A 26,996-nucleotide genomic window follows, 5' to 3' on the forward strand; every position below is an offset into this window, starting at 1 on the left:
CACCGCACGCGCGCGTGCCGGGAAAGGCCACCCGCACGCCTGCTGGAAAGGTGTGCGGGCAAACATCGCGGGGCGATGCGTCGCCCCGTCAGTCAAATAGCCCAAGGCGCTGGATTACTCATGTCGGACCGTTTCGAACTTTACCTCACCTGCCCCAAAGGCCTGGAAGGCCTGCTTGCCGAAGAGGCGCGGGGCCTCGGCCTGGATGACGTGCGCGAGCACACCTCGGCCATTCGCGGCGCCGCCGACATGGAAACCGCCTACCGCCTGTGCCTGTGGTCACGTCTGGCCAACCGGGTGCTGCTGGTACTCAAGCGCTTCTCCATGAAGAACGCCGACGACCTCTACGACGGCGTGCATGCGGTCGACTGGGCCGATCACCTGGCAGCCGATGGCACCCTGGCGGTGGAGTTCAGCGGCCATGGCTCGGGCATCGACAACACTCACTTCGGTGCGCTGAAGGTCAAGGACGCGATCGTCGACAAGCTGCGCAACCGCGAAGGCCTGCGCCCGTCGGTGGAAAAGATCGACCCTGATGTGCGCGTGCACCTGCGCCTGGACCGTGGCGAAGCCATTCTCTCCCTCGACCTTTCCGGGCACAGCCTGCACCAGCGTGGCTACCGCCTGCAGCAAGGTGCCGCGCCGCTGAAGGAAAACCTGGCGGCGGCGGTGCTGATCCGCGCCGGCTGGCCGCGCATTGCCGCCGAAGGTGGCGCGCTGGCCGACCCGATGTGCGGTGTGGGTACCTTCCTGGTCGAAGCGGCGATGATCGCCGCCGATATCGCGCCCAACCTCAAGCGTGAACGCTGGGGCTTCAGTGCCTGGCTCGGCCATGTACCGGCGTTGTGGCGCAAGGTGCATGACGAGGCGCAGGCGCGGGCACAGGCCGGCCTGGCCAAGCCACCACTGTGGATCCGTGGCTACGAGGCCGACCCGCGGCTGATCCAGCCAGGCCGCAACAACGTCGAGCGTGCCGGCCTGGGCGACTGGGTGAAGATCTACCAGGGCGAAGTGAGCACCTTCGAGCCGCGCCCGGACCAGAACCAGAAAGGCCTGGTCATCAGCAACCCGCCCTATGGCGAGCGCCTGGGTGACGAAGCCAGCCTGCTGTACCTCTACCAGAACCTCGGCGAGCGCCTGCGCCAGGCCTGCATGGGCTGGGAGGCGGCGGTATTCACTGGCGCGCCGCAGTTGGGCAAGCGCATGGGCATTCGCAGCCACAAGCAGTACGCGTTCTGGAACGGCGCCTTGCCGTGCAAGCTGCTGCTGTTCAAGGTGCAGCCCGACCAGTTCGTTACCGGCGAGCGCCGCGAGGCGCAGCCTGAAGGCGCGGAAAGCCGCCAGCAGGCAGCACCGGCCAGCGAGCCGGCGCGCCTGTCGGAAGGGGCGCAGATGTTCGCCAACCGCCTGCAGAAAAACCTCAGGCAACTGGGCAAGTGGGCCCGCCGCGAGCAGGTCGATTGCTACCGCCTGTACGATGCCGACATGCCCGAGTACGCCTTGGCGGTCGACCTGTACCAGGATTGGGTGCACGTGCAGGAATACGCCGCGCCACGTTCGGTCGACCCGGACAAGGCCCAGGCACGCCTGCTCGACGCGTTGGCAGCCATCCCGCAGGCCCTGGGTATTTCACCGCAGCGTGTGGTGCTCAAGCGTCGCGAGCGGCAGAGCGGCACGCGCCAGTACGAGCGCCAGGCAACCGAAGGCCGCTTCCAGGAAGTGAACGAAGGCGGCGTCAAGCTGCTGGTCAACCTCACCGACTACCTCGACACCGGCCTGTTCCTCGACCATCGCCCGATGCGCATGCGCATCCAGCGCGAAGCAGCCGGCAAGCGCTTCCTCAACCTGTTCTGCTACACCGCCACGGCCACCGCGCATGCGGCCAAGGGCGGCGCGCGCAGCACCACCAGCGTCGACCTGTCGAAAACCTACCTGGACTGGGCGCGGCGCAACCTGGCGCTCAATGGCTTCTCCGAGCGCAACCGCCTGGAGCAGGGCGATGTGATGGCCTGGCTGGAGGGCAACCGCGACAGCTACGACCTGATCTTCATCGACCCGCCGACTTTCTCCAACTCCAAGCGCATGGAAGGCGTGTTCGACGTGCAGCGTGACCACGTGCAACTGCTGGACCTGGCCATGGCCCGCCTGGCGCCGGGTGGCGTGCTGTATTTTTCCAACAACTTCCGCAAGTTCCAGCTGGACGAGCACCTGATGGCGCGTTACGCGGTGGAGGAAATCACGGCCCAGACCCTGGACCCGGACTTCGCCCGCAATAACCGTATCCATCGCGCCTGGCGTCTGCAGCTTCGTTGAGGCGACGAGGTACATTGCGTGGCTAATGGCCAATAGCTATAACTGAGGGCAGGGCAAGATAATCCGCAGGACGCTGACGTGACGAGATGGGTGTATGTCAAAGGGTTGCGTGCGTGCGCGGTTGCTTGGCCTGTGCACAGAGGCGGTGTCCGCCTGGGCGGTGGCCCTGGTCGCCCTGGTCGTGGGCGGCCTGTTGACGGCCGTCCTGGCGTTAGCCACGCAAACCTTCTACAAGCAGCAGCTGCGCCAGCGCTTCGAGCTGCTGGCCAGCGAGCGTTTCAGCCGTATCGCCGAGCGGTTTGACGAACAGCAGCAGCGCCTTGACGGGCTGCGGCGGTTTTTCAGCTTTTCCAACGAAATCACCCCACACGAGTTCGACGGCTACGCCAGGCCATTGCTGCAGCGGACCCTGGCCTACGCCTGGGCGCCGCGTGTCGAGGCCGCGCAACGCGCCGAGTTCGAGCGCCAGGCCAGTGCGCATTCCGGCCCGGGCTATGTGATCCGCGACCAGGATGAGCAAGGCCAGTGGCGGCCATCCCCCCTGCGCGACCATTACTTCCCGGTGCTCTATACCCAGTCGGGTGAGTTGCCCGGGCTGCCCTATGGGCTGGACCTCGCCGGCCAGGAAGTGCCCCTGGCGGCACTGGCGCGGGCGGTGGGGCCGGGCAGCATGGCGGTGTCCGAGCCACTGCCCATGTTCGATACCAGCTCGGATGCGCGTGGCCTGCTGATGGTGGCGCCGGTGTTTTCCGATGCCAACCCCCGCGGCGCGGCAGTGGGCTATGTGATGGCCTTGCTGAGCATGCGTGAGCTGGTCAGTGACGGGCGCCCGGTTTCGGCAGACGATAACCTGGTGGTGCGTATCGTCGACCCCACCGGGCTGCATGGCCCCGAGGTGATGTTCGATTCGCAGAACCCGGTCGCCCCCCTGCCGCTGGCCACCAACCAGCTGTTGCACCTGGCTGACCACCACTTTCAGCTGAGTATCCGGCCGAGCCTGGCCTTCGTGCGTGCCAACCGTTCCTCCGCGGTGCTGGCGGTGAGCCTGCTGGGCGGCTTGTTGAGCCTGCTGCTCAGTGTCTTGCTCTACAGCTTGTTCAGCCAGCGCCAGCGCGCCTTGGCCCTGGTCGAGCAGCGCACCGCCGAGCTGCGGGTCAGCGAGCAATCCCTGCGTGGTACCCACAACCAGCTGCGCAGCGTGCTGGATGCCGCAACCCAGGTGGCGATCATCGCCACCAACCTCAAGGGTGTGGTCAGCACCTTCAACGCCGGCGCCGAGCGCATGCTCGGTTACCCCGCCAGTGAGGCGATCGGCCAGCTGCGCCTGGAAGACCTGGTGCTGCCCGAGGAGTTGAGCCTGCGTGCCCATGCCTTGAGCCTGCGTTACGGCCGGCCGATTGAAGGTGGCCAGGCCATGTTCGCCGAAACGGTGCAGGAGCATGGCGCCGAGCCGGGGGAATGGACCTTGTTGCGCGCCGATGGCAGCCAACTGGTGGCCAACATGCTGGTCACCGCCATGCTCGATGAGCAGGGGTTGTGGGTCGGTTACCTGGCGATCTGCATCGATGTCACTGAACGGCGGCGTGTGCATGAGGCGCTGGCGGCGCGTGACCGCCTTCTGGAAAAGCTCAGTGCCGAGGTGCCGGGCGGCATCTACCAGTACCGCCTGGATGGCAACGGCCATTCCTGCTTTCCGTACGCCAGCATGGGCCTGTACGACATCTACGAAGTCGACCTGCAGCAGTTGCGCGAGGATGCCACGGCGGTGTTCGAGCGCATCCACCCGGATGACCTGGAGCGCGTGCGCCGCTCGGTGCGTTACTCGGCCGAACACCTGTCGCCCTGGCGCGAGGAATACCGGGTCTGCCTGCCGCGTGCCGGGCTGCGCTGGGTGCGTGGCGAGGCGACACCGGAGGTGGGCGAGCAGGGCTGCACCTTGTGGCATGGCTACCTGACCGACATATCCGACCTCAAGGGCGTGGAGGAAGAGTTGCGTGCGCTGTCGGTGACCGATTCGCTGACCGGGATCCATAACCGCCGTTACTTCCAGGAGCGGCTCAAGCTCGAACTGGAACGGGCCCAGCGCGATGGCCAGGCACTGGCGGTGATCATGCTCGATATCGATCACTTCAAGCGCATCAACGACCATTTCGGCCATGCCGTCGGCGACCGCGTGCTGCGCAGCCTGTGCCTGCGTATCGGCCAGCGTTTGCGGCGTACCGATGTGTTCTGCCGGCTGGGCGGCGAGGAATTCATGGTGCTGTGCCCGGGCAGCGATGCCGAGCAGGCGCGGCTGCTGGCGCTGGAGCTGTGGCAAGGAGTGCGCAATGTGCCGGTGGAAGGCGTGGGCAGGGTGACCGCGAGTTTTGGTGTGGCGGGCTGGCGACCGGGGGAAGGGGCCGATGCCTTGCTGTTGCGGGCTGATGCAGGCGTGTATGCGGCCAAGCAGGCCGGGCGGGACCGGGTGGAGGGGGAGTTGGCCTGACAGCTTTCAGTTGCCAATGCCGGCCCTTTCGCGGCTAAAGCCGCTCCCACAGGGACATCACAGGTCTTGAACCCTGCACTGTACAGGTAGGAGCGGCTTTAGCCGCGAAGAGGCCGGTACCGGCTAACGATCAGTTGGCCGCTGTGCTGCCGGCCAGTTTCGGCTGGCGGTAAAGGTCCAGCAGCACCTGGTCGAGCACCTGCGAGGCGCCCCACGGTTTCGGATCGTTGAGGATCGCCGCCACCGCCCAGGTATGGCCGTTGCTGTCGCGGCTGAAGCCGGCAATTGCCCGCACGGTGTTCAGCGTGCCGGTCTTGATGTGCCCTTCGCCGGTCATGGCGGTGCGCTTCAGGCGCTTGCGCATGGTGCCGTCCATACCCACCAGCGGCATCGAGCTCATGAACTCGGCGGCATAGGGGCTCTTCCAGGCGGCCTGCAGCATCGCGGCCATCTCCCGGGTGCTGACCCGTTCGGCACGCGACAGGCCGGAACCGTTTTCCATCACCAGGTGCGGCGCGGTAATGCCTTTCTTCGCCAACCACTGGCGCACCACGCGCTGGGCGGCGCGGGCGTCGTCACCGTCGGCATCGGTGCGGAACTGCGCGCCAAGGCTCAGGAACAGCTGCTGGGCCATGGTGTTGTTGCTGTACTTGTTGATGTCGCGAATCACTTCCACCAGGTCTGGCGAGAAGGCACGGGCCAGCAGGCGAGCGCCCTTGGGCACGTTCTCGAAGCGGTCGCCACCCTGGATGCTGCCACCCAGCTCGTTCCAGATCGCGCGCACGGCACCGGCGGCGTAGGTTTGGTGGTCGAGCAGCGACAGGTAGGTCTGCGAGTTGCAGCCGTCACCCAGCTGGCCGCTGACCGTTACGCTGATGCCATCGGCCTGCTGCACCGGGTTGTAGCGCACATCACCCGAGCACTGTTTGGAGGCTACCGCCTTGACCTGGTTGTCGATGCGGATGCTGGCAATCGGCGGTTCGACCGCGATGGTGACCTTGCCGCCATCGTTGCGGGCCACGAAGCGCAGGGCCTTGAGGTTGACCAGCAGCGAGTCGGGCTTGACCAGGAACGGCTTGTTCACATCGCCGCCGTCGTCGTTGAACTGCGGCAGGTTGGGCTGCACGAAGTGGCTGCGGTCCAGCACCAGGTCGCCGGTGATGGTGCGCACGCCATTGGCGCGCAGGTCACGCATCAGCAGCCACAGCTTCTCCATGTTCAGTTTCGGGTCGCCGCCACCTTTGAGGTACAGGTTGCCGTTGAGTACACCGTTGCTCAGGGTGCCATCGGTGTAGAACTCGGTTTTCCACTGGAAGGTCGGGCCGAGCAGTTCGAGGGCGGCGTAGGTGGTGACCAGTTTCATGGTCGAGGCCGGGTTGACCGAGACATCGGCATTGAACACGGTCGGTGTGCCGGGGCCGTCCAGCGGCAGCATCACCAGCGACAGGGCAGAATCCTGCAGCTTGTTGGCTTTGAGGGCCTGCTGCACTTTGGCAGGCAGCGTGGTGTTGACGGCGGCGGCCTGGCTGGGCAAGGCGAGTGGCAACAGCAGGCCGGCAAGAACGAGGGGACGAAGCGTTTTGATCATGATCGATAAATACCCTACGGCGAGGGAAAAGGGCATTGGGGCTGTAAGGGATGATGGCCCCAGGGTGAAAGAATACGCATTATGCCCCAAGCGCAGCGACGATGCGCCACGTTCGACGGAAAAGCACCCCCAATAAAAAAGGCCACCCCTTGGGGTGGCCTTTTCAGCGATCGAGCCGGGCCGGTATTACTCGGCCTTGTTGATCGGCTTTTCCGGGTACCAGGCGTCCAGCAGCGGGCTGACTTCGATCTTGGTCAGTTCGCTACGGCCTTTGAGCCAGGCTTCAACGGCTGCACGCTGTTCTTCGCTGACCGAGCCACGTTTGACCGAGCACACCAGGCCGAAATCGTCACCGCCTACATAGTCCAGGCCGTTGGCGTCCATGGCTTCTGCCAGGAACGCGTCGAGGAAAGCATCGATTGCCTGGTCATCCAGATCTTCCTTGAATTCCAGGTTCAGCTCGAAGCCCAATTCCTGAAACTCGTCGACACACAGCTTCTTGCGCAGACGACGGGAGCGGTTTGTGGCCATGAAACAATCCTCTTAGGTAATAACGCCGCGCAGTCTACCAGTTAACACGCCTGGCTGCCTGCCTGTGTGCAGGTACCTGTGGCCAGTTCCTTGGCCAGGGCACGTTCTACCCGGCACATATGCCGCGCCAGTGCCTGGCGCCGCAGGCGTAACTGGTCGGGAGGCAAGTCGCTTGCCTCCAGGGCTTCGCAGGCTTTCATCAGCGCGGGGGCTTCCAGCATCCGCGCGGCGCTGAGCACCTTGTGCGCCTGTTCGGCAATGGCACCGCTGTCGTGCTGCGGATGCAATGCCATCAAGGTGGCCAGGTCGGCCTGCAGGCTCTGCTGCAACGCCTGCAGGAAGCGCCGGCGGTCGTTCGGGTCATGCCCGACCACTGTGGCCAGGCCGTCCAGGTGGTACAGCTTGCGCCGCGGTTTGTGCTGGCGGCGCGGGCGGATGCCGGCCAGGCGCTGGCTGAGCGTGCCCAGGCTGATGGGCTTGAGCAGGCAGTCGTCCATGCCGGCGCTCAGGCACTTTCGGCGTACCTCCGGCTGTGCGTTGGCGGTGTAGCCGAGAATGGTGCAGCGCGGCCGCTTGCCATGGCGTTCCTCGGTACGCACGGCGGTGGCCAGCTGGTAGCCGTTCATGTGCGGCATGTTGCAGTCGAGCACCAGCACATCGAAGTCGCCCGCCCGCCAGGTGGCCAGGCCTTCGCGACCGTCGCGGGCGCTGGTGTGCTCCAGCCCCAGGTAGCCAAGCTGCTGTGCCATCAGTTGCAGGTTGGCCGGGTGGTCGTCGATCACCAGCACGTTCAGCCGTGGGTCGGGCACATCGAGGTTCTCGATCAGCGGGGCCGGCTGCGCCGCAGCGTCAACCCGCTGCAGCGGCATTTTCAGGCGCACCTGGGTGCCGACATCCTCCAGGCTCTTGATGGTCAGGCTGCCGCCCATCATTTCGCACAGGTTGCGACAGATGGCCAGGCCCAGCCCGGTACCCGCGCGGGCGCTCTGGCTATGCGGGTTGGCCTGGATGAACGGGTTGAACAGGCGTTGCAGGTCGTCGGCATGGATACCGATGCCACTGTCGCGCACTTCCAGCTCCAGCACGGCGGGGGTAGTGCTGCCGTCGTCCACCAGGCCGACGCAGATGCGCACCTGGCCATGCTCGGTGAACTTGATGGCGTTGCTCACCAGGTTGGACAGGACCTGCTTGAAACGCAAGGGGTCGAGCAGGGCATGGCAGCGTGCGGCCGGTGCGATCATCACCTCCAGGGCCAGGCCTTTCTGCCGCGCCTGGCCTTCGAAAATGCGCCCCACCGATTCGACCAGGGCCGCCAGGTCGACGGCCTCCGGGGCGAGGGACAAGTGCCCCGACTCGATGCGCACGATGTCGAGGATATCGCCGATCAGGCCCAGCAGGTCCTTGGCCGAGTGGTGGGCCAGTTCCAGCGCGCAACGGTCTACCCGGCCTTGGTCGGCACGCTTGACTGCCAGTTCGAGCATGCCGATGACCGCATTCATCGGGGTGCGGATTTCGTGGCTGATGGTGGCCAGGAAGGTGCTTTTGGCGCGGTTCGCATCGTCGGCCTGCTGCTTGGCCTGGCGCAGCTCCATGACCAGATGGCGGCGCTCGCTGATGTCGATCCAGCCACCGATGATGCCTTGCACCTCACCCAGTGAGTCGCGGTACGGCAGGATCCAGTGGTAGATGGTCATCTCCCGGCCCTGGATCCGTAGTGGCCGGTCCATGATCAGTGGCGAGCCTTCGGCCATCACCTTCAGGTAGTCGGCGTGGATCTGCCGGGTCTGCTCGAAATCGGCGAACAGGCTCCCCTCCAGGTTCTTGCCGATGACCTCTTCGGAGCGGGCTTGCACGGCTTCCAGATAGCTGTAGTTGCAGCTTTGCAGGCGGCCCTCGCGGTCACGCACGTACATGGGGTGGGGCGTGCCGTTGAGCAGGGCGCGCATGAACGCCAACTGGTCGTTCAGCGCCCGTTCGGCGCGTTGCCGCTGGCGAATCTGCAGGCGCAGGCGGGCATTCCACAGCAAGGCCAGCAGCAACAGCACGGCGGTGCCCAGTACCACCTGTATCGCCAGCCGGCGGTAGCCCTGGTCGTTGCCATCCTCGTGCAGGCTGAAGCCGCGCCAGCGGTTGTTGATGACCCCCAGTTCTTCCGGAGAGATGCTCAGCAGCGCCTTGTCGAGGATCGACACCAGCGCCTGTGACGGGGCACTGGTGGCCATGGCGAAGTTGGCGGGTTCGCTGCCGACGGTGGCCCTGATGACCAGTTCGGGGTTGCCGGCCAGCGCGTGGTTGGCGTCGATCAGGGTGGTGATCACCGCATCGACGGCACCGCTGTTGAGCAACGCCATGGAATAGAAGGAGCTTTCGGTCTCGACCCAGCCGATTTGCGGATAGTGCCGCGACAGCATGGCGTCCATGGCGCTGTAGCGGGTAATGGCGATGCGATGCCCTTGCAGCTGTTCCAGCGAGGTGAAGGGTTGTTTGTCCTTGCGGCTGACCAGCACATAGGCGCTTTCCAGGTAGGGCTGGCTGATTTGCAGGTCGTCTTCGTTCACCCCGCCGGTGGCCAGTGCGGCGATGACATCGGCCCGGCCATCCTTGAGGCGGGCAATCATGTCGGCAAGGCCGCTGGCGCGCTGCACTTCGAAACGCAAGCCGGTGCGCAGGCGAAGGAGCTCGAGCAGGTCGGCGGTGATGCCGCGAAAATGCCCCGAACCATCGAAGTAGGAGACCGGTGCAGCGGTGTCATCGATTGCCACGCGCATCACCGGGTGGTCCTTCAGCCATTGTTCTTCAGTGTCGGTCAGCTGCAGCTTGCGGTCGGTCAGCAGCAGGTCGCTACCGGCGCTCCAGCGCTTGAAGATACTGGCGCGTATGGCCGAGGTCTGTCTGTCCAGGGTGGCGTTCACCATCTCCATCAGCACCCTGTCCTCGTGGCGCAGGGCAAAACCGAAGCCGATGGCTTCGTGCTTGCCGAAACTGGCCATGCGCAAGCGCGGCAGGTGGCCGCGATTGAGCTGGTAGTGGGTGGAAATGGTATCGCCGATGAACACGTCGGCCTGGCCGAACGCCACGGCACTCAGGGCCTGGCTGGATGAGCCGAAGGCCAGCAGCTCGGCCTTGGGGTAGGCGCTTTTCACCTCCTGCCGGGGCAGGTAGTGGTAGAGCATGCCCAGGCGCATGCCAGCCAGGCCCATGTCCAGCGCCCGGCTTTCGTCCTCGCGCGTTACCAGCACCGGTTGGTCGATGGCATAGGGGTGCGACAGGGCCAGGCCATCGCTGGCCGCTTCGTAGCCATTGGAGCTGCCAAGCAGGTCGATGTCGCCCTGCCGGAGCGCCTCCACCGCCGCTTGCCGGCTGGTAAAGCGCAGCACTCGCACGGGCAACTGCAGGGCCTTGCCGATCAGGCTCGCGTACTCGGCGGTAAGGCCCTGGTAGTCGCGGCCCCCACTGGTGATGTCGAACGGCGGGTAGTCCGGTGCCGAGGTACCCAGCACCAGTTCCTGACGGCCTTCGAGCCATTGCCGTTGTTCGCTGGTGAGGGCAGGCAGTGCCGGCCTGGCCGATGAGCGTGCCAGCAAGGTATAGGACGAAGCTTCGTGATGGGTAGCCTGTGCCACGCCGCTGAACAGGAGCAGGGTGAGCAGCAGGCGAACGATAAGGTGCGCCATGACTACCCTCAGACCAGCGCGTTGCGTTTGGCCATTTCAATCAGGTCGACCAGTGTATTGACCTGAAGTTTGTGCATGAGGCGCTTCTTGTAGGTACTTACGGTCTTGCTGCTGAGGAACATGCCCTTGGCAATTTCCTTGTTGCTGCGGCCTTGGGCGAATAGTTGCAGTACCATCAGTTCGCGGTCATTTACCTGACGGAAAAGTTGCAAGTCGGCATCTACCGCCTGTTCATGCTTGATTGCCTGGCTGGGGAAGTAGTTGTAACCGGCCAGTACGGCCTTGATTGCACTGAGCAGTTCGCTCAGGTCTTCCTGCTTGCACACGTAGCCTGCAGCACCCGAGTGCATGCAGCGTACGGCAAACAATGCGGGAGACTGCGCGGTCAGTACCAGCACCTTCATGGGCAGGGCCATGGCCTGGAACCGGGCAAGCACCTCCAGCCCATCCAGCTTGGGGATGCTGATGTCGAGGATGACCAGGTCGGGCGCGGTTTCGCGAATCATCTGCATGGCGTCAACGCCGTTGTCCGACTCGCCGACAACCTTGTAATTCTGGTTTTCCAGCAACATACGAACGGCCAGGCGGATGACGGGATGGTCGTCGACGATAAATATGGAATGCATGTTCAACTTCCCTGCGGGCTATTGAGGGTGACAGGCGGCACCTTATCGCAGTTGGAAGTCGTCAGGCATGCGAGGAAGGGCTATTAGCCCTATATGGGAAATGGCTTACAAGATAAAACAAAACGGGCTACGAGACAGGCGCGTTTAACTCGATGTCAAAGCGTGATTGGTAACTTTTCATTTATTTTTATTCGTGCTGTTTAACTTGCCGCCAGTATATGTAGGAAGTTTCCCACAATACACGGTGCAGCTTCGGGCAATGCCCGGGCTGCACCGGCAGGGCTCAGGTCGGGCTGGAGCGCCCGGTCATTTCCCGGGCCATTTCGCTGGCATAGCTGTCGGTCATCCCGGCGATGAAGTCGATCATGCGCAGGAAGGCGCTGTGCAGCGAGCCGTGTGGGTCGGGGGCATTGTTGCCGATAAGGTCCAGTACCCGGCGGCTCTTGAACGATGGCGTGCGTCCGCCGTGCTGTTCGAGGGCGGCGCCGCAGAAGGTGTTCAGCAGAATCTCCAGCGTGGTGTAGGCGCCGATCTCGTGCAGGGTCTTGCGCTTGTCCTGGAAGATCTTGTTGCGTGCCATGTCCTTGGCCTGCAGCACGCAGCGCTTGGCCGGGCCGTGCATGTGTTCGACCAGGTCGCCCGCCAGCTGGCCGGCCAGCAAGGCTTGCTGCTGCTCGACGAAGGCGCGGGCGGCAGCGTTGGTCAGGTGCTCGATGGCCTTGCCGCGCAGGATCGCCAGCTTGCGCCGCCGGGAGTCGCCTGGGCCGAGCTGGCGGTAGGTTTCCGGCAGGTCATCGCCGACCAGGTCGAGCAGCAGCGCTTCGACTTCGGCGTACTGCAGCAACTCCATTTCCAGGCCGTCTTCCAGGTCGATCAGCGCGTAGCAGATGTCATCCGCAGCCTCCATCAGGTAGACCAGCGGGTGGCGCGCCCAGCGCTGGTGTTCCAGTTGCGGCAGGCCGAGCTTGCGGGCGATCTGCTCGAGCAGCGGCAGTTCACTCTGGTAACTGCCGAACTTGTGCTTCTTGTAGCCCAGGGCGTCGGCGTGGCGTGCGCTCCACGGGTACTTCAGGTAAGTGCCGAGGGTGGCATAGGTCAGCCGGGTACCGCCGTCGAACTGGTGGTACTCCAGCTGGGTGAGTACGCGAAAGCCTTGGGCGTTGCCTTCGAAGTTGAGGAAGTCGGCGCGCTCGTCGTCGCTCATGTCGTCCAGCCAGCCACGCCCGGCGGCCTGCTGGAACCAGTGGCGGATGGCGTCTTCGCCAGAGTGGCCGAACGGTGGGTTGCCGATGTCATGGGCCAGGCAGGCCGACTGCACGATCATCCCCAGGTCGCTGGGGGCGCACCAGTCCGGCAGGCTGTCGCGCAGGGTTTCGCCGACGCGCATGCCCAGCGAGCGGCCGACGCAGCTGACTTCCAGCGAGTGGGTCAGGCGTGTGTGGATATGGTCGTTGCTGGAAACCGGGTGCACCTGGGTCTTGCGCCCGAGGCGGCGGAAGGCACCGGAGAAGATGATGCGGTCGTGGTCCTTGTGGAAGGGGCTGCGCCCGAGTTCATCGGCGCTGTACAGGGCTTTGCCCAGGCGTTCGCGGGTGAGCAGGGTGTGCCAGTCCAAGGCGCGGTCTCCTGTGGATCGAGGGGTATAGCTTCCGGTGTCCGGAAGGACAGCGCAAGGGGTAAGCCTGTAATGGCCCTATCGCCGGCAAGCCGGCTCCCACAGGGATTGCACATGGCTTGAGGCCGATGCGGTCGATGTGGGAGCCGGCTTGCCGGCGATAGGGCCGGTGCAGTCGACGGAAAACGCTCAGGGGCGGCGGCTGCCTTGCAGGTACAGGCGCAGCAGCGGCAGCAGGCTGGTGCCCAGGCGCAACAGCCGCGCCAGGTTGCCGCTGCGCACGCCCTTGCCGGTGAGGAAACCCAGCGCCACCACGGCGCCAATCCCCCACAGCGGCGCATGCTTGATGCCCAGCCCGTCGTGCAACGAGCTGCCCATGCCGCGCACGCGGCGCAGTGGCTCAAGCAACTGCGCGGACTCGTGGCGGATTTCCTGGCGGTGCATTTCCATGCGCAGGCGCAGCAGCGCCTTGCGCAGTTCGCGCGGGTTTCGGGTGTTTGGCAGTTCTGGCAGGCTCATGGCAACAGGCGCTCCCGGTCCTTGGCAAGTTCCTCGAGGGTGGCGCCGAAGGGCGACGACTCGTCGAACACTGCTGCCTTCAGACGCAGGCCGCAATACAGCGCGGCGATGCCGTAGAACACGCACAGGCCGATGATGCCGGCCAGGCGATAGCTGTCCCACAGCAACACCAGCAACAGCCCGGACAGCGCCGTCAGCAGCAGCAGGGCGAATACCAGGGCCAGGCCGGCGAACAGCAGCAGGCTCAAGGTGCGGCCCTTTTGCTCCTGCAACTCGATGCCAAACAGTTCGATATGGCTGTGCAGCAGCCCCAGGGCAGCCGCGCCCAGGCGCCTGCCCGAGGCGCTGGCGCCGTTGGCGTCGTTCTCCATGGGAACCCCTTAGCGCCGGTTGGCCAGCAGGCCGATCAACAGGCCGACGCCAGCGGCAATGCCGATCGCCTGCCATGGTTTTTCCTGCACGTACTGTTCGGCACTGCCCAGTGCTGCCTGGCCGCGCTCGCGCACCGAGTCCTGGGTCAACTGCAGGCTTTCGCGGGCCTGGGCCAGGCGGTCGTGGATCTGTTCACGCAACTCGTCAGCCTGGTCGCCGGCCAGGTTGGCGGTGTCGGCCAGCAGCTTCTCGGTGTCGCGGACCAGTGCCTGGAAGTCAGCCATCAATATCTCTTGTGCAGTCTTTGCCGATTTGCTGGCCATGGGTGTCTCCCTGTCGATGAGTGTTGGTAGTTCGAGTGATAGCACGCGCGGAAGGTTCAAGTGCCGGCGCTGGTATGGGCCTTGCTAAGGCTTTGCCACGTTGCGGGGCGCCCCAGGCAGGTATTGCGCCGATTAGGGGCGCCAGCGCAGCGGATACCGATAAACCTTAACCCAATCCACGACAAACCCAAGAAAAAACCACGCAGGCTCCGCCCGGCTCACCGAAACAGGGCAGGGGGCTGGCACCGATTCGGTGCAGGGATGCAGGTTCTTGAACTGTCCTGGTGCCTTTTTCAGCAGGTCTGCCTATTTCATGGAAAACATGCACAGCGCGATGGACTCCCTGGTCCACGGTTCCAACACCCTGTTCATTCTCATGGGCGCCATTCTGGTGCTGGCCATGCACGCCGGCTTCGCGTTTCTCGAAGTGGGCACGGTGCGCCACAAGAACCAGGTCAACGCCTTGTCGAAAATTCTCAGCGACTTCGCTATCTCGGCATTGGTGTACTTCCTCATCGGCTACTGGATCGCCTACGGCGTCAACTTCTTCCAGCCAGCGGCGGCGCTGGCGGCCGACCATGGCTATGCGCTGGTCAAGTGCTTCTTCCTGCTGACGTTCGCCGCGGCGATCCCTGCGATCATCTCCGGGGGCATCGCCGAGCGGGCGCGCTTTGTGCCGCAATTGTGTGCCACGGCGTTGATCGTGGCGTTCATCTATCCGTTCTTCGAGGGCGTGGTGTGGAACGGCAACCTGGGCGTTCAGGCCTGGTTGCAGGCACGCTTCGGCGCGCCTTTCCATGACTTTGCCGGCTCGGTGGTGGTGCATGCCATGGGTGGTTGGCTGGCGCTGGCGGCGGTGCTGCTGCTGGGCGCGCGCCGCGGGCGCTACCGCGATGGCCGGCTGGTGGCGTTTGCGCCGTCGAGCATTCCCTTCCTGGCATTGGGGTCGTGGATCCTGATCATCGGCTGGTTCGGCTTCAACGTCATGAGTGCCCAGACCTTGCAGGGTGTCAGCGGCCTGGTGGCGATCAACTCGCTGATGGCCATGGTTGGTGGCACGCTGTCGGCCTTGCTGGCCGGGCGTAACGACCCGGGCTTCCTGCATAACGGGCCGCTGGCCGGGCTGGTAGCGGTTTGTGCCGGTTCCGACCTGATGCACCCGATTGGTGCGCTGGCCACCGGCCTGGTGGCGGGCGCGCTGTTCGTCTGGACCTTCACTGCGGCGCAGAACCGCTGGAAGATCGACGATGTGCTGGGTGTGTGGCCGTTGCATGGCCTGTGCGGTGTCTGGGGTGGCATGGCCTGCGGTATCTTCGGCCAGGAGGTGCTGGGCGGCATGGGCGGTGTCAGCCTGGTCAGCCAGTTGCTGGGCAGCCTGATGGGCGTGGTGGTGGCATTGGCCGGCGGTTTTGCCGTGTATGGTGCAATCCGCGCGCTGCACGGGCTGCGCTTGAGCCATGAGCAGGAGTTCCAGGGCGCGGACCTGTCGCTGCACCGTATCGGCGCCACCAGCCAGGATTGAGCCAGGTCAGGTGCACGGACGGCAGTACGGACCTAGAATAGGTTTCTCCCTGCCAAACCGGACTTGCCCCCATGCTGCCTGAATGCCAACTGTTCGGCACCCTCGGCTGCCACCTGTGTGAAGTGGCCGAGGCCGTGCTGATGCCCTTCGTCGACCATGGCCTGCTGGTGGAGCTGGTCGACATTGCCGAGAACGAAGCCCTGTTCGAACGCTATGGCCTGATCATTCCGGTGCTGCGCCGCTGTGACAATGGCGCCGAGCTGCACTGGCCGTTCGATGCCGAACAGGTGGTGGCGTTTCTCGCGCAGTAATCGCACAAGGGGAGGTCTGTCCCTGCTCCATGCGGTGTGGTGCGTTGTGATGATCCGCTGCCGGCACGTTGAGGCCGGCATCCTTCACCGGTCATCAGGAACCCAGCCATGCGTATTTCCCCCCATTTCACCCTCGATGAAATGACCATTTCGCAGCTCGCCGCCAGGGAAGGGCTCGACAACAATCCTCCAGCCGAAGCGCGTGCCAACCTGCAGTTGCTGTGCAATGCACTGGAGCAGGTGCGCGCGCTGTTCGGTGCACCAGTCATCGTCAGCAGCGGCTATCGCAGCCCCGCAGTCAACCAGCGCATTGGCGGGGCGCTGACGAGCAAGCATCTGCAGGGGCTGGCGGCTGACTTCACGGTGATTGAAGTGACCCCGCGCGAGGTGGTGCGCCGGATCAGCGAAAGCGCCATCCCCTTCGACCAGCTGATCCTCGAATTCGATGACTGGGTGCACCTGGCCGTGTCGCGTAGCGCCCCCCGGCGCCAGGTGCTGACCATCCGTAAAGGCACCGGCTATCTGCCGGGGCTGCAATGAAGCGCATTGACGGCGCAAAGGGGATATTCGTATGCTGTATATAAATACAGTATCGAGGTGAAGCCATGCTCAATGTCGAGCAACTCAAGTACAGCGTCAACCGCATGCCCGTCGAGCGGGTGGCCGACGCTGTTCTGGAACTGCGCCTCGAAGGCCTGGTGACCGACGACCGTACGCCGTTCGGCAAGGTCCACTTCAATACCTGCTTCGCCGAGATCGAGGCCCTGTTCCAGCGTGCCGGCTACCACCGTGGGCTGGACGTGGTGGGCTACCAGGGGTTGCTGTATGCCCTCTACGACCCTGGGCGCTGGGAGCCGGTGCAGGTGTTGCGCTGGCTGAAGGAGCGCTGCGAGGCCATTGCCCAGGCTGGTTGAGGGCGCGGGCTTGGGGGATAATGCGCGGCCGTGAACGTTTCGAGCCCTGCCATGACCACGCCTTTCGACCCCGCCCGCCAGCAAGCCAGCACGGTGTGCCTGCCCCCCGGTAACTGGGCGACGGTGCTCGACTGCCTGTGTGACCATTTCAAGGCCATCGACCGTGCCCAGTGGCTCGACCGCTTTGCCCGGGGCCGGGTACTGGATGCCGAGGGGCGGGCGGTTTCTGCCGCACTGCCTTACAAGCGCGGTATGCGTTTGCACTACTTCCGTGAGGTGCCGAACGAGCGGCCGATCCCGGTGCAGGAGACCGTACTGCATGTGGATGAGCACCTGGTGGTAGCCGACAAGCCGCATTTCCTGCCAGTGACGCCGACTGGCGAATACGTCGAGCAGACCTTGCTGCGCCGCCTGATCCGCCGCCTGGGCAACCCGCATCTGGTGCCGTTGCACCGTATCGACCGGCATACCGCCGGGCTTGTGCTGTTTTCCGCCAACCCGCAGAGCCGCAGTGCCTACCAGCGGCTGTTCCCCGAACGACGTATCGACAAGCGCTACCAGGCCATTGCCGCGGCCATGCCGCAGCACGATTTCCCGCTGGTGCACAAAAGCCGCCTGGTTCATGGCGAGCCGTTTTTCCGCATGCATGAGGTAGCGGGGGAGGCCAACAGCGAAACCCTGGCCGAAGTGCTGGAGAAGAATGGCGAGCTGTGGCGTTACGGGCTGTCGCCAGTGACTGGCAAGACCCATCAGTTGCGTGTGCACATGGCGGCACTGGGGGCGGGGATCTGCAATGACCCGTTCTATCCGCAGTTGCTCAACGACGAGGACGACTACCAGCGGCCGCTGAAGTTGCTGGCGCAGAGCCTGCGCTTTGCAGATCCGCTGAGCGGGGAAGAGCGCTACTTCGAGAGCTGCTTGCAGCTGGATTGGTGATGCTCACACGCTCGTTGCATGAGCAACTGCCGTGAATGCACTCTGAAGGCTTGCGCGGCCCCCTGTGGGAGCGGGTTCACCCGCGAAGAAGCCAGCGCGCTGGATGGCACCGGCTTCGCCGGTGTTCGCGGGTGAACCCGCTCCCACAGTGATCGCGCAATCTTTTGGATTTTGAGCAAGACAGTTACTCCCACAGGTACGGCGCAGGTATAAAGTGCATGCCGTACCTTTGGAAGCCGCCCTAGCGATTGAACCGCTCCACCAGCGAGTACTGGGTACCCGCCGTGCTGGTCAGCTCTTCGCTGAGCAGCGCCGAGTGCTGGGCCTGTTCGGCAGTCTGGTCGGCCAGGTCAGCGATGGTGCTGATGTTGCGGCTGATCTCGTCAGCCACTGCAGTCTGCTCCTCGGTCGCCGCAGCAATCTGGGTGGCCATGTCGGTAATGTTGGCCACCGCTTCACTGATGCCCACCAGCGCTTCGTCGGCCTGCATCACACGGTCGACGCCTTCCTGCGCCTGGCGATGGCCGGTTTCCATGGTCAGCACGGCATTGCTGGCGGTTTGTTGCAGCTTGGCGATCAGGCCGTGGATCTGCCCGGTGGATTCGGCAGTGCGCTGGGCCAGCTGGCGTACTTCGTCGGCCACCACGGCAAAGCCTCGGCCCATTTCACCGGCACGTGCCGCTTCGATGGCTGCGTTCAGCGCAAGCAGGTTGGTCTGGTCGGCGATGCCCTTGATCACATCGACCACGCCACCAATCTCGTCGCTGTCCTTGGCCAGTTGCGTCACCGTCTGGCCGGTCTCGCCCACCGCCGCCGACAGGCGCTCGATGGCCTCGCGGGTTTCACCGGCAATCTGCCGGCCCTGGCTGGTCAGGCGGTTGGCTTCCTGGGTGGCATCGGCGGTGCGCTGCACGTGGTTGGCCACTTCCTGGGTGGTGGCGGCCATCTGGTTGACCGCAGCGGCAACCTGCTCGGTCTCCACCCGCTGGCGCTCCAGGCCCGAAGAACTCTTGTGCGCCAGCTCGTCGGACTGGCGCGCCTGTTCGCTGAGGTGTTCGGCGCTGTCCTGCAGGCGGGTCAGGCAGGTTTTCATGCGCGCGTCCTGGCTGAGCATGGCCATTTCCAGGCGCGCCTGCACGCCACGGCTGTCGGTGTACATCTGCGCGATCAGCGGGTCGGAAGTGGTCTGTTCGGCCAGGCGCAGCAGGCGCTTGAGGCCGCGCTGCTGCCAGCTCAGGCCCAGCAGGCCCAGCGGTACGGAAAGCCCGGCAGCCAGGGCGAAGCCCCAGGAATGGCCCAGCCAGTTGCCGATCAGGAAGCCCACCTGGCTGATCAGGATGAACGGCAACCAGTCCTGCAGCACCGGCAGCCACTTGTCCCGGCGTGGTACCGGCGGCTTGCCCTGGTTGATGCGCTGGTACAGCGCCTCGGCGCGGCGGACCTGCTCGGCGGTAGGCTTGACCCGCACCGACTCGAAGCCGACCACCTGGTTGTTGTCGAAGATCGGCGTGACATAGGCGTTGACCCAGTAGTGGTCGCCGGACTTGCAGCGGTTCTTGACGATACCCATCCACGGCTGGCCCTGCTTGAGGGTTTGCCACATGTGGGCAAACACCGCTGGCGGCACGTCGGGGTGGCGCACCAGGTTGTGCGGCGCACCGGTCAGCTCTTCGCGGGTGAAACCACTGATCTCGATGAAGGCATCGTTGCAGTAAGTGATCACACCTTTGGCATTGGTGGTGGAGATCAACCGCTGCTGGGCAGGGAAAGTCCGTTCTCTCTGGGTAATCGGCTGGTTGTTACGCATGGGTTGATAGTCCGCAGGGCTTTCGACAGGTATCGGCAAGCCGCTGGTTTTATTGAATGAATAATTAATGTGCTTGATCTGTGGCAATAAGCCATCACTTGATCCGGGTTAGCCAGCGAGCACGTTCAAGAAAGTTGGCGTCATTATTGCGTTTTTACTGCTGTTTCATGACGTATGAGTCGAATGATGACCGATTAGCTAGCTAAGAGCCAGCATCGGATAGCTGAACAGAGTGAAGTGCACCAGGTTCAGGCCGAAATGGCAGAGCACCGCCGCCGCCACGCCGCCCCAGCGGTACGCCAGGCCGTAGCCGATACCGGCAAGGGTGGCCAGGTACACCCATTGCCAGCCGGCCCCCAGGTGGGCCAGGCCGAACAGCAAGGCGGCGGCGAACAATGCCAACCCTTGGTGGCGCAGCAGCCGTTGCAGGCCGGCCTGGATGTAACCGCGGAACAACAGTTCTTCGGTCAGGCTTACCAGCAGCAGGTTGTTCAGCAGCCAGAGCCAGGCCTGGTTGGGCCATTTAGGGGCCCAGGCCAGCATGCCCAGTGCCCAGGCGCCGCCCAGGCAGGCGAGCAGGGTGAGGGGCAGGGCGTACAGCAGGCTGGTCGCCAGGCCCTGGCTGCGCCACAGGAACAGCCAAGGGCAGGCCAGCAGCAGCCAGGCGCCGATCAGCGGTTTGTCCAGGTTCAGGTACATCGTAAAGGGCAGGGCGCCGGGGCTGAGGATGACGCCGTCGATGACCTTGGCTGCGTTGAAGCCGGGCAGCCAGTGTAATGCCAGGGCGATGGCCAGGAGGATGAACAACGTGTGGCCGAGGGCTTGTTGCCAGCGCTGGGGGCGGCGAGCGAGCAAGGCGCTGGCAAGCAGGGCGAAAAAGGTGGGCAGGGTGGTGATGCCGAGGTTGCCCTGGCTCAGGGTGAGGGTGTAGCCGAGCGCCAAGAGTAAAAGTGCGATCAGGTGGAAGCGAGGCACGAGTGGTCCTTCTCGTTGAACAATATTGGGGCCGCTGCGCGGCCCATCGCCGGCAAGCCAGCTCCCACAGGGATAGCATCAAGGCTGAGGGCTGTACTTACCTGTGGGAGCTGGCTTGCCGGCGATGGGCTGCACAGCAGCCCCAAGCATACCCGCCTCAGCCCGCAATCAGCTGGCGCAACACATAATGTAATATCCCCCCCGCCTTGAAGTACTCCACCTCATTCACGGTATCGATCCGGCACAGCACCTCGATCTGCTCCTGCTGCCCATCCTCGCGGGTGATGCGCAAGGGCAGGCTCATGCCCGGGCGGATCTGTGCGCCGTTCAAGCCAAGCACATCGATCTTCTCCTTGCCGGTCAGCCCCAGTTGCTTGCGGTTGTGCCCGGCCTTGAACTGCAGCGGCAGTACGCCCATGCCTACCAGGTTGGAGCGGTGAATGCGCTCGAAGCTTTCCGCCAGTACCGCCTTGACCCCCAGCAGGTTGGTACCCTTGGCCGCCCAGTCGCGGCTCGAGCCGGTGCCGTATTCCTGGCCGGCGATCACTACCAGCGGAGTGCCTTCCTGCTGGTAGCGCATGGCCGCGTCGTAGATCGACAGCTTCTCGCCACTGGGCACGTGCAGGGTGTTGCCACCTTCTTCGCCCGCCAGCATTTCGTTGCGGATGCGGATGTTGGCGAAGGTGCCGCGCATCATCACTTCATGGTTGCCACGCCGCGAGCCGTAGGAGTTGAAGTCGCGGGGCTCCACGCCCTGCTCACGCAGGTAGCGCCCGGCCGGGCTGTCGGCCTTGATGTTGCCGGCCGGGGAAATGTGGTCGGTGGTCACCGAGTCACCCAGCAGCGCCAGGATCCGCGCACCCTGGATGTCGGTGATCTGCGGGGGTGGCCCGCCGATGTCGTCGAAGAACGGCGGATGCTGGATATAGGTGGAGTCGGCCTGCCACACGTAGGTGGCCGCCTGCGGTACCTCGATGGCCTGCCACTGTGCATCGCCGGCGAACACCTCGGCATATTCCTTGTGGAACATCGCCGTGTCGACCTTGGCCACGGCAGCGGCGATTTCCTGCTGGCTGGGCCAGATATCGCGCAGGTACACCGGCTGGCCATCCTTGCCGGTGCCCAACGGGTCGCGGGTCAGGTCCAGGCGCACGCTGCCGGCCAGGGCATAGGCCACCACCAGCGGCGGCGAGGCCAGCCAGTTGGTCTTGACCAGCGGGTGCACGCGGCCTTCGAAGTTGCGGTTGCCCGACAACACCGAAGCCACCGTGAGGTCGGCGCTGCCGATGGCTTTTTCGATCGCTTCATCCAGCGGGCCGGAGTTGCCGATGCAGGTGGTGCAGCCATAGCCGACCAGATCGAACCCCAATTGGTCCAGATAGGTGGTGAGCCCGGCGGCCTTGAAGTAGTCGGTGACCACCTTGGAGCCCGGCGCCAGCGAGCTCTTGACCCAGGGTTTGCGTTGCAGGCCTTTTTCCAGGGCCTTTTTCGCCACCAGCCCGGCGGCCATCATCACGCTGGGGTTGGAGGTGTTGGTACACGAGGTGATTGCGGCAATCACCACGGCGCCATCGCGCAGGGTGTGGGTCTGGCCTTGATGGCTGTAGTCGATCTCCCCGGCCTGGTCGGCGTTGCCCACCGCCACGCCGCCGCCACCTTCGCTTTCCAGGCGGCTGACCTCTTTGGCCAGCGGTTTGGGTTGCAGTTCGATGAAGTGGTCGAAGGCCTGGCTGACCTGGCCCAGGGCTACCCGGTCCTGCGGCCGCTTGGGCCCTGCCAGGCTGGCCTCGACCTCATGCATGTCCAGCGCCAGGCTGTCGCTGAACAGGGGCTCCTGGCCGGGCTGCCGCCACAGGCCCTGGGCTTTGCAGTACTGCTCGACCAGTTGCACGGTCGCCTCGGGGCGGCCGGACAGGCGCAGGTAGTCCAGGGTCACCTGGTCGACCGGGAAGAAGCCGCAGGTGGCGCCGTATTCCGGGGCCATGTTGGCGATGGTCGCACGGTCGGCCAAGGGCAGCTCGGCCAGGCCATCACCATAGAACTCGACGAACTTGCCCACCACGCCCTTCTTGCGCAGCATCTGCGTCACAGTCAGCACCAGGTCGGTGGCGGTGATGCCTTCGCGCAGTTTGCCGGTCAGCTTGAAGCCGATCACTTCGGGGATCAGCATCGACACCGGCTGGCCGAGCATGGCTGCCTCCGCTTCGATGCCGCCCACGCCCCAGCCGAGCACGCCCAGGCCATTGATCATGGTGGTATGCGAATCGGTACCGACCAGGGTGTCGGGGAAGGCGTAGGTGCGGCCATCGGCCTCACGGGTCCAGACGGTGCGGCCGAGGTATTCGAGGTTGACCTGGTGGCAGATGCCGGTGCCCGGCGGTACCACGCGGAAGTTGTCGAAGGCGCTCTGGCCCCAGCGCAGGAAGGCATAGCGCTCGCCGTTGCGTTGCATTTCGATGTCGACGTTCTCGCTGAAGGCCTGCGGCGTGCCGTAGCGGTCGACCATCACCGAATGGTCGATCACCAGGTCCACGGGAGACAGCGGGTTGATCCGCTGCGGGTCGCCGCCGGCCTTGGCCATGGCTGCGCGCATGGCGGCCAGGTCGACCACGGCCGGCACACCGGTGAAGTCCTGCATCAGCACCCGCGCCGGGCGGTACTGGATCTCGCGGTCGGAGCGTCGCTCGCCCAGCCATTGGGCGAGGGCGCGCAGGTCGTCGCCGGTGACGGTCTTGCCGTCTTCCCAGCGCAGCAGGTTTTCCAGCAGCACCTTCAGCGACATGGGCAGGCGCTGCAGGTCGCCCAGTTGGCGGGCGGCTTCGGTGAGGCTGAAGTAGTGGTAGGTCTTGTCGCCGACCTGTAGGGATTTGAGGGTATTCAGGCTATCGAGCGAGGGCATTGCCAACTCCTTCTGCGCCGGTGCCTGGCAAGATCTGCCGGTGGCACCGCTCTGTATCGATCCGCACGGCACGGACCTGGCTGAAAGGTCAGGTTAGACCGCTTTGCGCTACCTGACCCTTTTCTGGACCGGCGGGGCGTGTCGCAGGTTCCGATCTTCCTTTATCATCGCCGCCTTGCCGGCGCCTGTGGCGCGCCAGCCGAAGTGGAGTGAGAGATGAATACCCTGTTCATGCATTGCCGGCCCGGTTTCGAGGGTGAGGTGTGCGCCGAAATCAGCGAACATGCCGCCCGCCTGGGTGTTGCCGGCTATGCCAAAGGCAAGCCGCAAAGTGCCAGTGCCGAGTTTGTCTGTAGCGAGGAGGGCGGTGTCGAGCGGTTGATGGGGGAACTGCGCTTCAACCAGCTGATTTTCCCGCGGCAGTGGGCCCGTGGCGGTTATGTCGAACTGCCTGAAAGCGACCGCATCAGTGTGCTGCTGGCGCACCTGGCCGGGCTCCCGGTGTTCGGTAGCCTGTGGCTGGAGGTGCTGGACAGCAACGAAGGCAAGGAACTGTCCACCTTCTGCCGCAAGTTCGAGGTGCCGCTGCGCAAGGCTTTGGAAAAGGCCGGCCGCTTGGTCGACGACCCCAGCCGCCCACGCCTGCTGCTCACCTTCATCAGCGGCCGCCGGGTATTTGCCGGTGTTGCCCCGGCCAACAACAGTGCGCTGTGGCCCATGGGCATCCCGCGCCTGAAATTCCCCCGCGAGGCGCCCAGCCGCTCGACGCTCAAACTGGAAGAGGCCTGGCACCAGTTCATCCCGCGCGAGCAGTGGGAGCAGCGCCTGGGCGATGACATGACCGGTGTCGACCTGGGAGCCTCGCCGGGTGGGTGGACCTACCAGCTGGTGCGCCGGGGCATGCTGGTGACCGCCATCGACAACGGGCCGATGGCCGAAAGCCTGATGGACACCGGGTTGGTTCAGCACCTGATGGCCGATGGTTTCACCTGGCAACCGAAGCAGCCGGTGGACTGGATGGTGTGCGACATCGTCGAGAAACCGGCGCGTACCACCTCGCTGATCGAGACCTGGCTGGGCGAGGGGTTGTGTCGTGAAGCTGTGGTCAACCTGAAGCTGCCGATGAAACAGCGCTATGCCGAAGTACGCCGGCTGCTCGACCGCATGGAGGCGACCTTCAAGGCGCGCAAGATCAAGGTGTCGATTGCTTGCAAGCAGCTGTATCACGACCGAGAGGAAGTGACCTGCCATCTGCGCCGATTGGACTTGAAGCCGCGCTAGCACAGCGAACCGCTTTGCTCTTGCTCTTGCTCTTGCTCTTGCTCTTGCTTCGGCTTTTGCTTCTAAGCGCGCGATAGTTCAGGCGCCGCCGATTGCGACTTCAGGAGGCCGAGCGAAGGGACTGCGGAGGGAGGTGACGGGCATGGATGCCCGTCAAGCGCTGAGGCCCCATGGATGGGGCCTGCAGCGCGTACTCCCGGGAGCAGGCCCGTAGCGAGGGAACCCCGGAGCGTAGCGTAGGGGCCGGATGATAGGAGCCAGCGTTTTTTGGTTACTTTTTGTCGCGTTTGACAAAAAGTGACCCGCCGTAAGGGCGGAAAGGTGAATAAGCGCCACCTTCGAAAATGAATGTTGACCTTGTTGTTGATGCCCACGCTTGAAAGCGAAGAGCGAAGAGCGGAAAAGTACTGGTTTTGATCTCGCGCATAGTCCATTTACGATGGCGACGCTGACTCACCTTTTCGCCCTTACGGCGAGTCACTTTTTGCCAAACGCGGCAAAAAGTAACCAAAAAACGCTGCGCTCCCATCATCCGGCCCCTACGCTGCGCTCCGGGGTACCCTCGCGCCGGTCTTGCTCCCGGGAGTACGCGCTGCAGGCCCCATCCATGGGGCCTCAGCGCTTGACGGGCATCCATGCCCGTCACCTCCCTCCGCAAGCCCTCTGCTCGGCCTCCTGAAGTCGCGAAGATCAAGATCAAGATCAAGATCAAGATCAAGATCAAGATCAAGATCAAGATCAAGATCAAGATCAAGATCAAGATCAAGATCAAGAGCAGGAGCAGGGCGCGTCTTCACAGGCGGTGCTTGGACCACGTCGCGCGATGCGCGACAATAGCGATCATTTGCGGAGTCCCCCATGACCGATTTCACCCCCGATGCCATCCTCGACGCCACCGGCCTGAACTGCCCGGAACCGGTGATGATGCTGCACCAGCACGTGCGCAACCTGGCCGCTGGCGGCCTGCTCAAGGTCATCGCCACCGACCCCTCGACCCGCCGCGACATCCCCAAGTTCTGCAACTTCCTCGGCCACGAACTGCTGCAGCAGCAGGAAGACGCCGGTACCTTCCTGTACTGGATCCGCAAGAAAGCCGACTGAGCCGCTCTGGAACACGCCCGGCGTTGCGCCTACACTGCGTTCCCCAGACAGGAGAGCGCCATGCTGATAGTTGCCGACGAGAACATCCCGCTGCTCGATGCCTTCTTCCAGGGTTTCGGCGAAATCCGTCGTTACCCGGGCCGAAGCCTCGATGCCGCCAGCGTAAAGGACGCCGACATCCTGCTGGTGCGCTCGGTGACCAAGGTCGACCGCCAGTTGCTCGAAGGCAGCCGCGTGCGCTTTGTCGGCACCTGCACCATCGGCACCGACCACCTCGACCTGAACTACTTTGCCGAGGCCGGCATCCACTGGAGCAGCGCACCGGGCTGCAATGCCCGCGGCGTGGTCGATTACGTGCTGGGCAGCCTGCTGACCCTGGCAGAACTGGATGGCGTGGCACTGCCCGAGCGCGTGTATGGCGTGGTAGGCGCGGGTGAGGTGGGCGGCCGCCTGGTGCGGGTGCTGCATGGCCTGGGCTGGAAGGTACTGGTATGCGACCCGCTGCGCCAGGCCGCCGAGGGCGGTGACTACGTCAGCCTCGAAACCATCCTGCAACAGTGCGATGTGATCAGCCTGCACACCCCGTTGCAGCGTGGCGGCGAGCACCCGACCTGGCACCTGCTGGGCCAGGCGCAGCTGGCGCAGTTGCGCCCGGGGGCCTGGCTGGTCAACGCCAGCCGTGGCCCTGTAGTGGACAACGCCGCCCTGCGCGAACTGCTGCTGGACCGCGAAGACCTGCATGCGGTGCTGGATGTGTGGGAGGGGGAGCCGCAGGTCGACCTGCAACTGGCCGACCTGTGCACATTGGCTTCGCCGCACATTGCCGGCTACAGCCTCGACGGCCGCCAGCGTGGTACGGCGCAGATCTACCAGGCGCTGTGCCGCTTCCTCGGTGTGGATGAACAGGTGCAACTGGCCGACCTGCTGCCCCGGCCGCCGCTGGCGCAGATCGAGCTGGATGCCAGCACCGACCCGGCCTGGGCCTTGGCCACCCTGTGCCGCGCGGTGTACGACCCACGCCGCGACGATGCCGATTTCCGCCGCAGCCTCAGCGACGACCCGCAGCAGCAGCGTGCAGCGTTCGACCAGTTGCGCAAGCAGTACCCGCCACGGCGCGAGATCGAGGGGCTGGCGGTGCGCTTGCGCGGGGAGTCGCCGCAGTTGGCGCAGCTGGTCAGTGCCTTGGGTGGGGTGTTGGTCTGAC

The 26,996-nt window shown here is 64.5% G+C and carries 21 protein-coding genes; 10 read left to right on the plus strand and 11 right to left on the minus strand.

The window, feature by feature from the left end:
* Positions 1-120: 120 nt before the first annotated feature.
* The gene (gene rlmKL / locus CAG46_RS19940) at positions 121-2,313 is read left to right on the plus strand and encodes a bifunctional 23S rRNA (guanine(2069)-N(7))-methyltransferase RlmK/23S rRNA (guanine(2445)-N(2))-methyltransferase RlmL (RefSeq protein WP_085617191.1); all 2,193 of its coding nucleotides are present in this window, start codon (positions 121-123) and stop codon (positions 2,311-2,313) included.
* Positions 2,314-2,407: 94 nt separating this feature from the next.
* The gene (locus tag CAG46_RS19945) at positions 2,408-4,798 is read left to right on the plus strand and encodes a diguanylate cyclase (RefSeq protein WP_085617194.1); all 2,391 of its coding nucleotides are present in this window, start codon (positions 2,408-2,410) and stop codon (positions 4,796-4,798) included.
* Between the two features lie 130 nt (positions 4,799-4,928).
* Here CAG46_RS19945 and dacB read toward each other — a convergent pair whose 3' ends face one another.
* The 8 genes from dacB to CAG46_RS19985 all read right to left on the minus strand — a co-directional run bounded on the left by dacB (position 4,929) and on the right by CAG46_RS19985 (position 14,046).
* Positions 4,929-6,386 carry a D-alanyl-D-alanine carboxypeptidase/D-alanyl-D-alanine-endopeptidase gene (gene dacB, locus CAG46_RS19950; protein WP_046616276.1) on the minus strand — a complete coding sequence of 486 codons (1,458 nt, stop codon included), beginning with the start codon at positions 6,384-6,386 and terminating at the stop codon, positions 4,929-4,931.
* Between the two features lie 186 nt (positions 6,387-6,572).
* Entirely contained in the window at positions 6,573-6,917 is a 345-nt protein-coding gene (locus CAG46_RS19955) for a YggL family protein (protein WP_004376110.1), read from the minus strand.
* Between the two features lie 41 nt (positions 6,918-6,958).
* Complete coding sequence (locus CAG46_RS19960; protein ID WP_085617196.1) at positions 6,959-10,591, minus strand: ATP-binding protein; 3,633 nt, start codon at positions 10,589-10,591, stop codon at positions 6,959-6,961.
* A gap of 8 nt (positions 10,592-10,599) precedes the next feature.
* A complete protein-coding gene (locus CAG46_RS19965; RefSeq protein WP_085617198.1) occupies positions 10,600-11,217 on the minus strand; it encodes a response regulator transcription factor in 618 nt (205 codons plus the stop codon).
* Between the two features lie 283 nt (positions 11,218-11,500).
* A complete protein-coding gene (locus tag CAG46_RS19970; RefSeq protein ID WP_013971681.1) occupies positions 11,501-12,832 on the minus strand; it encodes a deoxyguanosinetriphosphate triphosphohydrolase in 1,332 nt (443 codons plus the stop codon).
* A 189-nt stretch (positions 12,833-13,021) separates the two neighbouring features.
* Positions 13,022-13,351, minus strand: a complete 330-nt coding sequence (locus tag CAG46_RS19975) for a hypothetical protein (protein WP_013971682.1) — start codon at positions 13,349-13,351, stop codon at positions 13,022-13,024.
* Positions 13,348-13,722 carry a phage holin family protein gene (locus CAG46_RS19980; RefSeq protein WP_025338297.1) on the minus strand — a complete coding sequence of 125 codons (375 nt, stop codon included), beginning with the start codon at positions 13,720-13,722 and terminating at the stop codon, positions 13,348-13,350. The genes CAG46_RS19975 and CAG46_RS19980 overlap by 4 nt, the downstream gene beginning before the upstream one ends.
* A gap of 9 nt (positions 13,723-13,731) precedes the next feature.
* Complete coding sequence (locus tag CAG46_RS19985) at positions 13,732-14,046, minus strand: YqjD family protein (RefSeq protein WP_025338298.1); 315 nt, start codon at positions 14,044-14,046, stop codon at positions 13,732-13,734.
* A gap of 313 nt (positions 14,047-14,359) precedes the next feature.
* On the opposite strand from CAG46_RS19985, the gene CAG46_RS19990 reads away from it, so the two are divergent.
* The 5 genes from CAG46_RS19990 to CAG46_RS20010 all read left to right on the plus strand — a co-directional run bounded on the left by CAG46_RS19990 (position 14,360) and on the right by CAG46_RS20010 (position 17,729).
* Complete coding sequence (locus CAG46_RS19990) at positions 14,360-15,568, plus strand: ammonium transporter (RefSeq protein ID WP_085617201.1); 1,209 nt, start codon at positions 14,360-14,362, stop codon at positions 15,566-15,568.
* A 71-nt stretch (positions 15,569-15,639) separates the two neighbouring features.
* The gene (locus CAG46_RS19995; protein WP_063913871.1) at positions 15,640-15,879 is read left to right on the plus strand and encodes a glutaredoxin family protein; all 240 of its coding nucleotides are present in this window, start codon (positions 15,640-15,642) and stop codon (positions 15,877-15,879) included.
* Between the two features lie 108 nt (positions 15,880-15,987).
* On the plus strand, positions 15,988-16,419 hold the full coding sequence (locus CAG46_RS20000) for a D-Ala-D-Ala carboxypeptidase family metallohydrolase (RefSeq protein ID WP_085617203.1): 432 nt from the start codon (positions 15,988-15,990) through the stop codon (positions 16,417-16,419).
* Positions 16,420-16,484: 65 nt separating this feature from the next.
* Positions 16,485-16,793 (plus strand): hypothetical protein, encoded by a 309-nt coding sequence (locus tag CAG46_RS20005; protein ID WP_004376097.1) that lies wholly within the window; start codon positions 16,485-16,487, stop codon positions 16,791-16,793.
* Positions 16,794-16,844: 51 nt separating this feature from the next.
* Positions 16,845-17,729, plus strand: a complete 885-nt coding sequence (locus CAG46_RS20010; RefSeq protein ID WP_085617205.1) for a pseudouridine synthase — start codon at positions 16,845-16,847, stop codon at positions 17,727-17,729.
* Positions 17,730-17,970: 241 nt separating this feature from the next.
* Here the strand turns inward: CAG46_RS20010 and CAG46_RS20015 are convergent, their stop codons facing one another.
* From CAG46_RS20015 to acnA, 3 genes are all read right to left on the minus strand, one after another.
* Complete coding sequence (locus CAG46_RS20015) at positions 17,971-19,536, minus strand: PAS domain-containing methyl-accepting chemotaxis protein (RefSeq protein WP_025338303.1); 1,566 nt, start codon at positions 19,534-19,536, stop codon at positions 17,971-17,973.
* Between the two features lie 198 nt (positions 19,537-19,734).
* Positions 19,735-20,511, minus strand: a complete 777-nt coding sequence (locus CAG46_RS20020) for a CPBP family intramembrane glutamic endopeptidase (protein WP_085617207.1) — start codon at positions 20,509-20,511, stop codon at positions 19,735-19,737.
* Positions 20,512-20,668: 157 nt separating this feature from the next.
* Positions 20,669-23,410, minus strand: coding sequence for an aconitate hydratase AcnA (gene acnA, locus CAG46_RS20025; protein ID WP_085589411.1), 2,742 nt, complete (start codon positions 23,408-23,410; stop codon positions 20,669-20,671).
* Positions 23,411-23,626: 216 nt separating this feature from the next.
* On the opposite strand from acnA, the gene rlmM reads away from it, so the two are divergent.
* From rlmM to pdxB, 3 genes are all read left to right on the plus strand, one after another.
* Complete coding sequence (gene rlmM / locus CAG46_RS20030) at positions 23,627-24,691, plus strand: 23S rRNA (cytidine(2498)-2'-O)-methyltransferase RlmM (RefSeq protein ID WP_085617209.1); 1,065 nt, start codon at positions 23,627-23,629, stop codon at positions 24,689-24,691.
* Between the two features lie 858 nt (positions 24,692-25,549).
* Entirely contained in the window at positions 25,550-25,792 is a 243-nt protein-coding gene (tusA, locus tag CAG46_RS20045; protein ID WP_003248727.1) for a sulfurtransferase TusA, read from the plus strand.
* Positions 25,793-25,852: 60 nt separating this feature from the next.
* Positions 25,853-26,995 carry a 4-phosphoerythronate dehydrogenase PdxB gene (gene pdxB / locus CAG46_RS20050; protein WP_025338308.1) on the plus strand — a complete coding sequence of 381 codons (1,143 nt, stop codon included), beginning with the start codon at positions 25,853-25,855 and terminating at the stop codon, positions 26,993-26,995.
* Position 26,996: the final 1 nt, after the last annotated feature.

This window comes from Pseudomonas sp. B23(2017) (assembly GCF_002113725.1).
GTDB classification, from domain to species: Bacteria; Pseudomonadota; Gammaproteobacteria; order Pseudomonadales; family Pseudomonadaceae; genus Aquipseudomonas; species Aquipseudomonas putida_Z.